11 protein-coding genes and 1 pseudogene are annotated in these 12,088 nt (G+C 59.5%); 7 read left to right on the forward strand and 5 right to left on the reverse strand.

Annotated elements, in window-relative coordinates; genetic code table 11:
• Positions 1-8: 8 nt before the first annotated feature.
• Positions 9-992 carry a UDP-glucose 4-epimerase GalE gene (galE, locus tag FZ934_RS16060; protein ID WP_153271878.1) on the reverse strand — a complete coding sequence of 328 codons (984 nt, stop codon included), beginning with the start codon at positions 990-992 and terminating at the stop codon, positions 9-11.
• 326 nt (positions 993-1,318) lie between these two features.
• Here galE and FZ934_RS16065 point away from each other — a divergent pair, with 326 nt between their 5' ends.
• Positions 1,319-2,086, forward strand: coding sequence for a class I SAM-dependent methyltransferase (locus FZ934_RS16065; protein ID WP_153271879.1), 768 nt, complete (start codon positions 1,319-1,321; stop codon positions 2,084-2,086).
• 156 nt (positions 2,087-2,242) lie between these two features.
• Here FZ934_RS16065 and FZ934_RS16070 read toward each other — a convergent pair whose 3' ends face one another.
• The 4 genes from FZ934_RS16070 to FZ934_RS16085 are packed head-to-tail and all read right to left on the reverse strand — an operon-like array spanning position 2,243 to position 4,873.
• The gene (locus FZ934_RS16070) at positions 2,243-2,896 is read right to left on the reverse strand and encodes a CDP-alcohol phosphatidyltransferase family protein (protein ID WP_153271880.1); all 654 of its coding nucleotides are present in this window, start codon (positions 2,894-2,896) and stop codon (positions 2,243-2,245) included.
• Positions 2,893-3,285: a hypothetical protein gene (locus tag FZ934_RS16075; RefSeq protein WP_153271881.1), complete on the reverse strand. Its 393-nt coding sequence runs from the start codon at positions 3,283-3,285 to the stop codon at positions 2,893-2,895. Before FZ934_RS16075 ends, FZ934_RS16070 begins: the two co-directional genes overlap by 4 nt.
• A complete protein-coding gene (locus tag FZ934_RS16080; protein ID WP_153271882.1) occupies positions 3,282-4,232 on the reverse strand; it encodes a phosphatidate cytidylyltransferase in 951 nt (316 codons plus the stop codon). Before FZ934_RS16080 ends, FZ934_RS16075 begins: the two co-directional genes overlap by 4 nt.
• Entirely contained in the window at positions 4,229-4,873 is a 645-nt protein-coding gene (locus FZ934_RS16085) for a lysophospholipid acyltransferase family protein (RefSeq protein ID WP_246737810.1), read from the reverse strand. The genes FZ934_RS16080 and FZ934_RS16085 overlap by 4 nt, the downstream gene beginning before the upstream one ends.
• Positions 4,874-5,035: 162 nt before the next feature.
• Here FZ934_RS16085 and FZ934_RS16090 point away from each other — a divergent pair, with 162 nt between their 5' ends.
• The 6 genes and pseudogenes from FZ934_RS16090 (at position 5,036) to FZ934_RS16115 (ending at position 12,083) form a co-directional block, all read left to right on the forward strand.
• Entirely contained in the window at positions 5,036-5,350 is a 315-nt protein-coding gene (locus FZ934_RS16090; protein ID WP_153271884.1) for a DUF6074 family protein, read from the forward strand.
• 279 nt (positions 5,351-5,629) lie between these two features.
• Positions 5,630-6,792: pseudogene (locus FZ934_RS16095) on the forward strand (isovaleryl-CoA dehydrogenase).
• Positions 6,793-6,827: 35 nt separating this feature from the next.
• Entirely contained in the window at positions 6,828-8,435 is a 1,608-nt protein-coding gene (locus FZ934_RS16100; protein WP_153271885.1) for a carboxyl transferase domain-containing protein, read from the forward strand.
• Between the two features lie 8 nt (positions 8,436-8,443).
• Complete coding sequence (locus FZ934_RS16105) at positions 8,444-10,435, forward strand: acetyl/propionyl/methylcrotonyl-CoA carboxylase subunit alpha (protein ID WP_153271886.1); 1,992 nt, start codon at positions 8,444-8,446, stop codon at positions 10,433-10,435.
• Positions 10,432-11,307 carry a hydroxymethylglutaryl-CoA lyase gene (locus FZ934_RS16110; protein ID WP_153271887.1) on the forward strand — a complete coding sequence of 292 codons (876 nt, stop codon included), beginning with the start codon at positions 10,432-10,434 and terminating at the stop codon, positions 11,305-11,307. The genes FZ934_RS16105 and FZ934_RS16110 overlap by 4 nt, the downstream gene beginning before the upstream one ends.
• Positions 11,307-12,083 carry a crotonase/enoyl-CoA hydratase family protein gene (locus FZ934_RS16115; protein WP_153271888.1) on the forward strand — a complete coding sequence of 259 codons (777 nt, stop codon included), beginning with the start codon at positions 11,307-11,309 and terminating at the stop codon, positions 12,081-12,083. The genes FZ934_RS16110 and FZ934_RS16115 overlap by 1 nt, the downstream gene beginning before the upstream one ends.
• Positions 12,084-12,088: the final 5 nt, after the last annotated feature.

Below are 12,088 nucleotides of genomic sequence, written 5' to 3' on the forward strand. Positions count from 1 at the left end.
TGCGGTGCTCAGTGATGGTTCGACTTCGAATGCCAGTTCCAGGCGGAGCGGATGATCTGGGAGAGATCATGCTTCGGCACCCAGCCCAGGATTTCGCGCGCCTTGTCGTTGTTGGCAACGAGAGTGGTCGAGTCCCCTTCGCGACGCCCGACATATTCGACGGGGAAGGGACGCTCCGACACCTCTTCGATAGCCGACAACAATTCCTTCACCGTCGTGCCCGTGCCGGTTCCGAGGTTGAGTGCGATGGATTCGCCACCCCTCAAGAGATACTCCACGGCACGCACATGCGCATCGGCGAGATCGAGCACATGGATGTAATCGCGCACACAGGTTCCGTCACGCGTATCGTAATCGCTGCCGAAAACCTTGAAGCCCTGGCGGCGCCCCAGCGCAGCATCGATGGCCAAAGGTATCGCATGGGTTTCCGGCTGATGCCATTCGCCGATGCGCCCCTCGAAATCAGCGCCGGCCGCATTGAAGTATCGCAGGATCACCGATCGGAAGCCGGTGTACTGGGCATAGTCAGACAGAGCCTGTTCGACGATATGCTTCGTGCGGCCATACGGATTGATCGGAACCTGCTGGTGGCCCTCATCCAGCGGCACCGTCTGCGGCAGGCCGTAGGTGGCGCAGGTCGATGAGAAAACGAAAGCCTTGATACCGGCGTTCTGCGCGGCGGCAAGCAGGGTCAGCGTTCCGACGACGTTGTTCTCGTAGAATGCGACCGGATCCTTGACCGACTCGCCGACTTCGATGAGTGCCGCAAAATGCAGAATGGCTGCCGGCTTATGCTTTGCGAGAACCTCGTCAAGCCGCGCCCTGTCGCGAATATCGCCTTCTTCAACGGGCCCCCATTTCACGAACTCGCGGTGCCCATTCGAGAAATTGTCGAATACCACGGGCACGAAGCCCTTGTTGGCGAGATCCAGACACGTGTGCGAGCCGATATAACCGGCTCCCCCGACGACCAAAACCGTTTCACCTGCCATGCACCACCTTCTGTTGTTACGACGGACAGAGGAGATTTAGGCGAAGGAGATGGCGAGAAAAAGAAAAAAAACGCCATTTCGGCAACGCGTAATATCTTGCGGTTTGCGAGGTTAGCAAAGTCTTCCGTCGTCGCTTTCCGAAGTCCTACTGCCTGGAAAATGAATTCTTCTTAAGCATTTATCCGAAATTCCACGACAATCGCGAAATAAAATGATCGATGTCAGAGACATGCGGCAATCTATAATTGAAGATATATTCGAGTTTGACACTCCTGAAATGAAGCATAGTTGACGTAAGTCGATTTCAACTACCGCAGGTACTCAGCATGGATCGAGAGGCCAGAAGATTCATCTTCCACACACTGCAGTCTGTCAATGGCTACATCGATCCGCCGGACGCGCTGGTCTTTCTCTCGCTTTTGCGTTGCCAAGCCGCCGAAAATCTCGCGGGCGCCGTCGCCGAGATCGGGGTTTACTACGGTCGATCCTACTTTTTGCTTCGCTATATCTGCGGAAACGACGAGCAGATCGTTGCTATCGACTCTTTCGATGCCGCCCAAGGGCAATACGCGGACTTTCTTGAGAACGGGCGACGCCTCGGCCTGACTGTGGACGAGGACACCGTCATTCAAAGCGACAGTACCGTTCTCACAGTTGGCGATATCTCGAAAAAAGCAGGTGCGGTGCGTTTCTTCAGCGTCGATGGTGGGCATCTGCTCCACCACGTCGCATCGGACAGCAAGCTCGCCGCTGGTTGCCTCGCCGACCACGGCATCATCGTGTTCGACGATACCTTCAATCCCACATGGCCCGAAGTGACTGTTGGCGTCGCGGACTTCCTACGCCGGCAGGAAGGTGCTTTTTCACCCTTCTGCATAACGAAATACAAGACCTACGTATGCCGCACGCCTTTCCACGACCTCTACTCTCACGCCATCGAAACCGCGGCGGACCTCGCCGTTTTTGAACAGATCGAAATCGAGTTTCTTGGCGCAAAGGCAATCAGGCTCGAGAATCCGATGCGGCGGCGCATTCTCCATGAACTATTGGTCAAGGCGCGACTAACCGCCCTCTCCGAGAGAGCATACCGATAGAAATTCAAAGGGGCCTGTCGGAAAAATGCCTCGCCGAAGCGAGGCTAGTCCAAGGCTGCTTCGGGGAAAAGGAGAAGCAACGCAGTTCTTTTATTGGCACCCTATCTTTCCGCAAGCACACTTTCCGCCAATCCGGTACGCCTGCGTAAAGTTATACTAGGTCGCCGAGCCCTTGGCTTTCAGGCCGCGCACCAGATTTCGGCCTCGGCGAAGCGCGGTCAGACCGGCTCCCAACGCGACAATCCAAAGCACTACAGACAACACGAGACCGCTACCGCCCCACAGTGGTTCGAAGATCGAAATGACGGCACCGGCGGTGACGACCGCCATACGGTGTTGCTTCGCCATCGGGCCGGAAAAATCACTCGGCTGCCCGGTCGCTCGCCCGAGCTCCCGCACATAAGCGGTGAGCACCGCAAAGGCGGCAGCGGCCCAACCGAGCCCAATTGATCCGATCGCCGCCCCCGCGCCGACAAGGATCAGGATATCCGCCACGCGATCCGGGAATTCATTCCAGAACGGTCCGTCCGCCGCACCTTTCCCGCCCTCCACGGCGACCATCCCGTCAAAGAGATTGCAGAGCAGGCGCACCTGGCAAAAGCCTGCCGCAAGAAGAAGCAGGATGGTGTGCTGAACGCCGACGCTCACGCCAGACAACGCAAAAGCGCCGCCCGCTATGGCGGCGGCCAGCATGCTTGTCTGGGATATTTGATTCGGCGTTATGGATCTTTTTGCGAGCCATTGCGCGATGCGCTGCGCCCAGCGCGTGTCACGGCTGGCCAAAGGTCGCCGATCGCCAGTCTCCGTCATGCGAGCCCTCTCTTCCGGTAAAGCGCGTAGTTGTAGATCGTCGCGTATGATGTCGAGACGAGCAAGGGTATGGCAATGGTCTTCAAGACTTCAGGGGTGCCGCTCAGGAGATGTATCGTGGCGAGGATCGCGCTCGACCCGAGGCAGGCGATCAACGGCGGCGCCCATAGCGCCGTCAGCCCCCGGAACGATCGGGAAAGTCTTTCGACAACTGTCTTCAGGAAAAGTGTCAGGCACGCCGAGATGACACCCTGGATCACGGCTGCGGTAACGGCCTTGGGAAACGGATGGGCTCGATTGGCAAAGAGAGCCCAGCTCCCCATCGCGCAGAACGCAAAAGCAGTGTGCGTGATTGCGCTGTTCGCGACGCGCGCAAAGCCACCTCTCATGTCACGGACCACCAATAACGAACGACGTGGAAGAATATCGGCGCGGAAAACACGACGGAATCCAGCCGATCGATCAGCCCGCCGTGCCCCTCGATCAGGTTGCCCCAATCCTTGACGCCGCGATCCCGCTTGATCGCCGACATGACCAGACCACCGAAGAAACCCATCATCGTGATAACAAGCGCAAGCAGACCGGCCTGAACGGGCGTGAAAGGCGTGATCCACCACAATCCCGCACCGATCAGCGTCGCGCTGGCGACACCACCGACGAAGCCCTCGACCGTTTTAGACGGCGAGAGCCGCGGGGCAATCTTGGTCTTCCCGAACAGCTTGCCCCAAACATACTGAAGCACGTCGCTGAGCTGGACGATAATGATCAGGAACGCGATCAGCAGCACGTTCCGCCCTTCATAGCCCGGTATGCTCAGGGTCAGGAGCGCCGGAACATGCGACGCGCAGAAGACGCAGATCATCAAGGCCCACTGGACTTCGGCGATCCGGTCGAGAAACCCTTCCGTGTCACCGCGAAGGACAGAAATGATCGGCATCAGCAGAAATGAATAGACCGGTATGAAGATCGAGAAGATGCCGTATTGATGTAGCCAGAGCAGATAATACTGCATCGGCAAGACCACGAAGAAGGCAGCCGCAAGAGCCCAATGATCGGCACGACGCGTATGGGTCAGCGTGATGAACTCGCGCAGCGCCGCAAAGGAGCAAAAGCCAAACAGCACGAGCACGCCGACGCGACCAGCCAGAAAGGCGACCCCGATCAGCACGGCCATGACCCACCAGGCCTTGATGCGCGCATTCAGGTTCTCGATCGAAGCATTCGAACCATCGGGTGAAAACCTGCGCTGCAGTATATAGCCGACGATGGATGCAACGACGAGGACTGCAAGTATCCCGCAGACGAGCTTTCCGAGATCGGAGTCCACACCACTCATGCGTTTTCGCCTCGCGTGTTTGGCGAAAGCTCGAGAAGAGCGGATCGCGCGCGCTCAAGGAAGGCCTCCTTGGCCTCACCGGAAGCGAGTTGCATGGGCTGGCCGAAGGTAACGGTGCAGATGAGAGGGATTGGCACGATCTCGCCTTTCGGCATCACGCGGTTGAGATTGTTGATCCAGACAGGCACGAGCGAAATATTCGGCCGTGCGGACGCAAGGTGAAAAAGACCGCTTTTGAACGGTTGTAGCAGCTGGTCCGTCTGATTCCTCGTGCCCTCGGGAAAGAGGATCAGGGAGGAGCCGGCATCGATAGCGCTCGACATGATTTCGATGGGATCGCCCGTGCGGGTGTCACGGTCTCGCTCGATCAGCACCGCGTCGAAAACATCACGTCCGATAAAGCGGCTGATCGCAGATTTAAGCCAGTACTCGGCTCCGGCAACGGGCCGGACACGCGATCGCAGACGCGGCGGCAAGACCGCCCAGACGAGAATGAAATCGCCATGACTTGAGTGATTGGCGAAATAAACACATTGCCCGGTAAAAACGCCTTCGGCCGGCCAGATCGCACGAACCGCAGTTATGGCGCGCGCAAACACCACGATCGCAATCGCTACCGGTTTTGCGATGAACTTCCGCAATTCTCTCGCCCCCATGTTTCCCCGCCCGATATGTAGCCCTGTTCGGGATTGATCGGAAGATGGCTTGTCCGAGATTGCGCGGCATGACCAACCGTCCCCGCTGCTGAGGAAAGCGTTAACCATGGTTGGGTAGGAATGGAGCGAACACAACGGAACGAATCGATGTCGGCAAAAACAACGAAGACCCTGAAGGCAATGACCACGAGCGAGATCGTACTTTTCCCCGTAGCCTCGAGGGCCGGCGACATCGACCGCTGCGCTGCCGAACTTGAGCAACTTCATGGAGAGGACGCGGTACGTTTCTGGAAGACGGAATGCCGCCGCCTTGCTGACGAACTGAGTGCGCTTGGCCTTTCCGAAGACGACGTGCGCGAACAGGTGCTGGTGTTCCAGGCCGAAGTTCAGAGCGCGATGATGAAGCGCTGTCAGGCGCGTGCCATTTCAAAGAGCCGAGCTGGCCACGCGATAAAGCGGTAAGCAGGAAGCCGAACACGGATCGTTTCTGGGCTCTCGATGCCCGCTGCGCATGCAGGCGGTCTATACGGTTTTCAGGCTGGCATTGCCGTCCGTCGTCGCAAGTGCCTCGAATTCTTCAGCAGGATTGTTGGTCAATGCGGCCGTGCCTGCTTGCCATTTTAAAGTTCCTGCCCAAAATCTATACTAAAGCTTCACCATTTCGGCTGATCGCTGGAAAAGATGAACGACAAGAACGCATGCCTTGAACCGTAAGTTGCGCCGCACCAGGGGAGGAAGCGCATGTTTTCGGGTGGCTTGAAGTTTTCATTGCCGGATGAGGTGGAAGCCCTGCGCGAAAGCGTCCGCCGCTTCGCTTCGGACCGGATCGCACCATTTGCAGCGCAATCGGATGCGACGAACAGCTTCCCGATGTCGCTCTGGCGTGAAATGGGCGAGATGGGCCTGCTCGGCATTACCGCCGGGAGGATTACGGCGGTAGCGGGCAGGGCTACCTCGCTCACTGTGTCGCCATGGAAGAAATAAGCCGCGCCTCAGCCTCCGTCGGCTTGAGTTATGGCGCGCACTCGAACCTCTGCGTCAACCAGATCAACAGAAACGGAACGCCGGACCAGAAAGCGCGATACCTGCCCAAGCTCGTCTCGGGAGAGCACGTCGGGGCGCTTGCCATGTCCGAGCCGGGATCCGGATCCGACGTCGTCTCCATGAAGCTTCGAGCCGAGAAGCGCGGTGACGGGTATGTGCTCAATGGTAGCAAGATGTGGATTACCAACGGTCCTGACGCCAGCGTTCTTGTCGTCTACGCCAAGACCGATCCCGATGCCGGACCACGCGGCATTACCGCATTCCTGGTCGAAAGCGGCTTCGGCGGCTTTTCGACCGGCCCCAAGCTCGACAAGCTCGGCATGCGTGGCTCCCATACATCGGAACTGATCTTTTCGAACTGCATCGTGCCGGCGGAAAATGTGCTCGGCACCGTCGGCGGCGGCGTGCGCGTGCTGATGTCCGGGCTGGACTACGAGAGAGTCGTCCTCTCCGCAGGTCCGCTGGGAATCATGGCCGCCTGCATGGACGTTGTCGTTCCCTATCTTCATGAGAGGAAGCAGTTCGGCCAGCCCATCGGCGAGTTTCAGCTAATGCAGGGCAAGCTGGCCGACATGTACGTGACGATGAATGCGGCCCGCGCTTATGTCTACGCCGTCGCCTCGGCATGCGATCGCGGAGAGACGACCCGCAAGGATGCCGCCGGCTGCATTTTATACGCGGCGGAGAAGGCCACGCTCATGGCGCTCGACGCGATACAGACGCTAGGTGGCAACGGCTATACCAACGATTATCCCGCCGGCCGTTTGCTGCGCGATGCCAAACTCTATGAAATCGGCGCCGGCACCTCCGAGATCCGGCGCATGCTGATTGGCCGCGAACTCTTCGCGGAAACCGCGTGATTTAGAAAATTCACCTTGGCCAGATCCGGTGGCAAATGACGGTCCTCAAATCGCAAATCTCACCGAATTCCGAAAGCTTTCGCGCCAATCTCACGGCCCTGGCGGAGGCAGTCAGGGTCGTCGAGGAAGCAGCGGCTGCAGCAGTGATGGGTGGCGGCACAGCGGCGCGGGAGAGGCATGTAAAGCGCGGGAAAATGCTTCCCCGAGACCGCATCGCGGCCTTGCTCGACGCGGCGACGCCTTTCCTTGAGTTCAGTGTCACGGCCGCGCACGGCATGTATGGAAGCGAGGCGCCGGCAGCCGGCCTGATCACCGGAATTGGCCGAGTGGAAGGCCGCGAATGCATGATTGTCTGCAATGATGCAACCGTCAAAGGCGGCACTTACTATCCAATGACGGTGAAGAAGCACTTGCGTGCCCAGGAAATTGCCGCGCAGAACAGGTTGCCCTGCATCTACCTCGTCGATTCCGGCGGCGCCAATCTGCCGAACCAGGACGAGGTTTTTCCCGACAGGGAACATTTCGGCCGTATCTTCTTCAATCAGGCAAATATGTCGGCAGCCGGAATCCCGCAGATTTCGGTTGTCATGGGATCGTGCACGGCAGGCGGCGCCTATGTGCCGGCGATGTCCGACGAAGCGATTATCGTGCAGGGCCAGGGCACTATTTTCCTGGCCGGTCCGCCGCTGGTGCGGGCAGCCACCGGGGAGGTCGTGTCGGCGGAAGACCTCGGCGGCGGCGATGTCCACACCCGGCTATCCGGCGTCGCAGATCACCTTGCCCGAGATGACGCTCACGCGCTCGCCATCGCCCGGCGCGTCGTCGCGAACCTGAACCGCACCAAGCAGTCACCGGTTACACTCCAGACCGCTGAAGCGCCACTTTACGACCCGGCAGAGATTGCGGGGATCGTACCCGCCGATATCAGGACGCCCTACGACGTCCGCGAGGTGATCGCGCGCATCGTGGACGGGTCCCGGTTCGACGAATTCAAAGCACGCTATGGAACGACCCTCGTCTGCGGCTTTGCCCATATCTACGGCATGCCCGTCGGGCTGGTCGCCAACAATGGCGTGCTGTTTTCCGAATCCGCGCTCAAGGGTACGCATTTCGTTGAGCTGTGCTCCCAACGAAAGATACCGCTCCTCTTCCTCCAGAATATCACCGGCTTCATGGTCGGCCGGAAATACGAAACCGAAGGGATTGCAAAGCACGGCGCAAAGCTCGTTACGGCCGTCGCAACGACCGCCGTCCCGAAACTGACGATGATGATCGGCGGATCGTTTGGTGCCGGAAATTATGGAATGGCGGGAAGGGCATTCTCGCCGCGTTTCCTCTGGAGTTGGCCGAACAGCCGAATATCCGTCATGGGAGGCGAGCAGGCTGCCGGCGTACTGGCAACCGTGCGGGGCGACGCCCTTTCCAGAGCCGGAACGCCTTGGACGCAAGAGGAAGAAACGGCTTTCAAGCAGCCCGTGCTCGACCTCTTCGAGCGCCAGAGCCACCCGCTTTACGCCTCCGCGCGGCTTTGGGACGACGGCGTGATCGATCCGGCAAAGAGCCGTGACGTGATCGGCCTTTCCCTATCCGCTTCCCTGAATGCTCCGATCGAAGACACGCGCTTCGGCCTGTTTCGGATGTGAGGTCGCCGATGTTTCGGAAAATTCTCGTAGCCAACCGTGGTGAGATTGCCTGCAGGGTCATCAGGACCGCTCGGCGGATGGGTATCGCGACTGTTGCTGTCTATTCCGATGCCGATGTCGGCGCCCTGCATGTCGAGATGGCGGACGAGGCAGTCCGTCTGGGTCGTGCGCCGGCGGAAGATAGCTATCTCTCGATCGAGCGCGTCGTCGCGGCGGCCGAACGTACCGGCGCCGAGGCCATCCATCCCGGCTACGGCTTCCTGTCGGAGAACGCCGATTTTGCGGCAGCGGTGGGACAGGCGGGCATTGTCTTCATCGGTCCGCTGCCATCGGCAATCCGTGCAATGGGACTGAAAGACGCGGCCAAAAGCCTGATGGAGCAATCCGGCGTCCCGGTGGTGCCGGGCTATCACGGAACGGAACAGGGGGAGGGACTGCTTGCGGATCAGGCGGCCTTGATCGGCTATCCGGTTCTCATCAAGGCGCGCGCAGGCGGAGGCGGCAAGGGCATGCGCCGCGTCGATCACGAGGAGGATTTTCCCGAGGCATTACAGGCAGCCAAAAGAGAAGCAAAAGGCGCGTTCGGCGACGATGCGATCCTTCTTGAACGCTATCTTCTCCAACCGCGACATATCGAAGTGCAGGTCTTTGGAGACCGGCATGGAAACGTTGTTCATCTCTTCGAGCGCGACTGCTCCCTGCAACGACGGCATCAGAAGGTGATCGAGGAAGCACCTGCGCCAGGAATGACGCCGGAGATGCGACGCGCCATGGGTGATGCCGCCGTGCGTGTAGCGCGTGCGATCGGCTATCAGGGGGCGGGAACGGTTGAGTTCATCGCAGACGTGTCGAGCGGCCTCTCGCCCGATCGCTTCTACTTCATGGAAATGAACACCCGTCTCCAGGTGGAGCACCCGATCACCGAAGCAATAACAGGCGTCGATCTGGTGGAATGGCAGCTTCGGGTCGCAGCCGGCGAGCCGCTGCCGATGAAGCAATCCGAACTGGAGATCTACGGCTGGGCGTTCGAGGCACGGCTTTACGCCGAGGATGCCGCCAAGGGCTTCCTACCGGCAACCGGGACCCTAAAGCAGCTCGAGTTTACCGACGTCAGCGCCCGCATCGACAGCGGAGTGAGAGCCGGAGACGTGATATCACCCTACTACGACCCTCTGATCGCGAAGATCATTGTCCATGGCCCTACACGGGCGGCAGCGCTTTCCCGGCTGAACAGGGCGTTGAGAACATCCTATGTGGCCGGCGTCACCACCAATCTCGAATTTCTCGAACGGCTGGCGAGCGTGGAGGAATTCATTGCGGGGCATCCCGACACAGGCATCATCGACCGGAACTTCCAGGAGCTGACGGAAAACCGTCCTCCCGAAGACGGCGTGATTGCCCTTGCCGCCGTGCTGTCGCTTGAGACAACCACTTCGCCGGACCAGACGGATCCCTGGTCGGCACTTGGTTACTGGCAGCTTTGGGGCGAAATGCAGCGGATCGTAACGCTCGAGCATGACGCAGGCCATGCAAGTCTGCGGGTTGCCGCCAAGGGTTTCGATTTCTTTGCTGTCCACGATGGCCGCCGGGTCATCCCCGTGAAGATCGTCGGGCGCGGCGAGGGGACATTCAAGGCGGAAGTCGACGGCAGACAGGTCGAGGTAAAGGCTGGGACCGTCTCTCGCCATCTGACCCTGCACCTGGATGGCCGAACCCATGCATTTCGCCTGCCCGATCCACTCAGCGACGAAGCTGAAGATAGCGCAAGCGAAGACCATCTGATCGCCCCGATGCCCGGTCTGGTCAAAATCATCCGGACAGAGAAGGGGGCCGTGGTTTCCAAAGGCGCGCCTCTCGTGGTGATGGAAGCCATGAAGATGGAACTCAGCCTCGTCGCACCACGCGACGGTACAATTGATTTGGTCGATGTCTACGAAGGGCAGCACGTCGGAGAAGGGACTGTCTTGGTGACACTCAAAGCGGAGGATACCGGCTCGTGACGGAACAAGCATTGCTTCCTCGCGACGTCTCGATTGTCGAAATGGCGCCGCGCGACGGACTTCAGAACGAAAAGAAGATCATTCCCACCGAAGCAAAAGTCGCGCTTGTCGACAGGATCTCCAATTGCGGTTTCGAACGCATCGAGGTCACGAGCTTTGTCAGCCACAAATGGGTGCCGCAACTGGCGGACGCCAAAGAGGTGATGGCCTCGATTCGGCGCAGGCCCGGCGTCCGCTACGCGGTGCTGACGCCCAATATGCGCGGTTTCGAAGCAGCTATGCTCGCCGGCGCCGATGAAGTGGCGATCTTTGCTTCCGCCTCGGAAAGCTTTTCAAGGCACAACATCAACTGCTCGATTGCCGAAAGTATCGAACAATTTCGACCGGTCGCGCTTGCGAGCAAGGAGAGGGGGATCCCCTTGCGCGGGTATGTCAGTTGCGTTGTCGAGTGTCCCTATGAAGGTGCGGTATCGCCCAGTGCGTCCGCTGATGTCGTCGAACAGTTGCACAGGCTGGGATGTTACGAGATCAGCCTGGGCGATACCATCGGCAAGGGTCGTCCGGAGGCGGTCGACAGGATGTTACTGACGGTTTTGTCTTCCGCCCCGGCAACGATGCTTGCAGGCCACTTTCACGACACCGATGGCTGGGCGCTCGAGAACATCGGCGTCTCCCTCGAGCATGGACTGCGGGTTTTCGATGCGTCCGTCGGCGGCCTTGGCGGGTGCCCCTATGCCCCAGGTTCGGCTGGCAACGTGGATACACTGGCGGTCGCCAATTACCTCTCGCGAAAAGGCTTCCGCACCGGCCTGCTGACGGAAAAACTTCAGGAAGCTGCCGCGTTTGCGCATAGTCTGAGGAGTGCGGACTGATGCCTAAAACCGTCGATATCACCACCGATGCACGGGGCGTTGCCCGGCTCACCTTGATGCGCCCTGAAAAGCACAACGCAATGTCGCCTGAGATGATCGACGACCTGACGGAAGCAGCACACAGTCTCAGGACAGATCCCGACGTCCGCCTTATCGTCCTGGCAGGCGAGGGCAAGAGCTTCTGCGCGGGCGGAGATCTCGACTGGATGCGATCGCAGTTTGCCGCATCGCGAGCCGAGCGGATGTCGGAAGCAAGACGGCTTGCGATGATGTTCAAGGCGCTCAACGATATTCCGAAGCCGCTTATTGCGAGCGTCCACGGCAATGCGTTTGGCGGCGGGATCGGATTGGTCTCCGTGTGCGACAGCGCTGTCGCAAGCCCGCAAGCCCGTTTCGGCCTGACCGAAGTCCGGCTGGGCATCATACCGGCCACGATCAGCCCCTACGTCATCGCCCGGATTGGTGCGCCCGCCGCCCGCCGGTTTTTTATGTCAGGTGCACTTTTCGACGCTCCCACTGCTCTGAGGATCGGACTTGTGAGCGTGGTTGGCGGGGATGATCTTGATGCCGCCTTGGACGCTGAAATCGAAGAGTTTCTTGCGGCTTCGCCCCAAGCAGCCGCTCACGCGAAGTCACTGGTCGCTTCACTCTCCACCGAGATCACCGCCGAAGTCATCGAGGAGGTCGTTCGCAAGCTCGCCGATAGCTGGGAGACCGAAGAGGCACAAACGAGGATAGCAGCCTTCTTCGCAAAGCGCGCATCCGGCAGCGTTTAGGATGG

This window comes from Rhizobium grahamii (genome assembly GCF_009498215.1).
Lineage (GTDB): Bacteria > Pseudomonadota > Alphaproteobacteria > Rhizobiales > Rhizobiaceae > Rhizobium > Rhizobium grahamii_A.

Bases quoted from the DNA above. Each gene is read 5' to 3' on its own strand.
- galE (WP_153271878.1), bottom strand. From the start codon at position 992: ATGGCAGGTGAAACGGTTTTGGTCGTCGGGGGAGCCGGTTATATCGGC.
- FZ934_RS16065 (WP_153271879.1), top strand. From the start codon at position 1,319: ATGGATCGAGAGGCCAGAAGATTCATCTTCCACACACTGCAGTCTGTC.
- FZ934_RS16070 (WP_153271880.1), bottom strand. From the start codon at position 2,896: ATGACGGAGACTGGCGATCGGCGACCTTTGGCCAGCCGTGACACGCGC.
- FZ934_RS16075 (WP_153271881.1), bottom strand. From the start codon at position 3,285: ATGAGAGGTGGCTTTGCGCGCGTCGCGAACAGCGCAATCACGCACACT.
- FZ934_RS16080 (WP_153271882.1), bottom strand. From the start codon at position 4,232: ATGAGTGGTGTGGACTCCGATCTCGGAAAGCTCGTCTGCGGGATACTT.
- FZ934_RS16090 (WP_153271884.1), top strand. From the start codon at position 5,036: ATGTCGGCAAAAACAACGAAGACCCTGAAGGCAATGACCACGAGCGAG.
- FZ934_RS16100 (WP_153271885.1), top strand. From the start codon at position 6,828: ATGACGGTCCTCAAATCGCAAATCTCACCGAATTCCGAAAGCTTTCGC.
- FZ934_RS16105 (WP_153271886.1), top strand. From the start codon at position 8,444: ATGTTTCGGAAAATTCTCGTAGCCAACCGTGGTGAGATTGCCTGCAGG.
- FZ934_RS16115 (WP_153271888.1), top strand. From the start codon at position 11,307: ATGCCTAAAACCGTCGATATCACCACCGATGCACGGGGCGTTGCCCGG.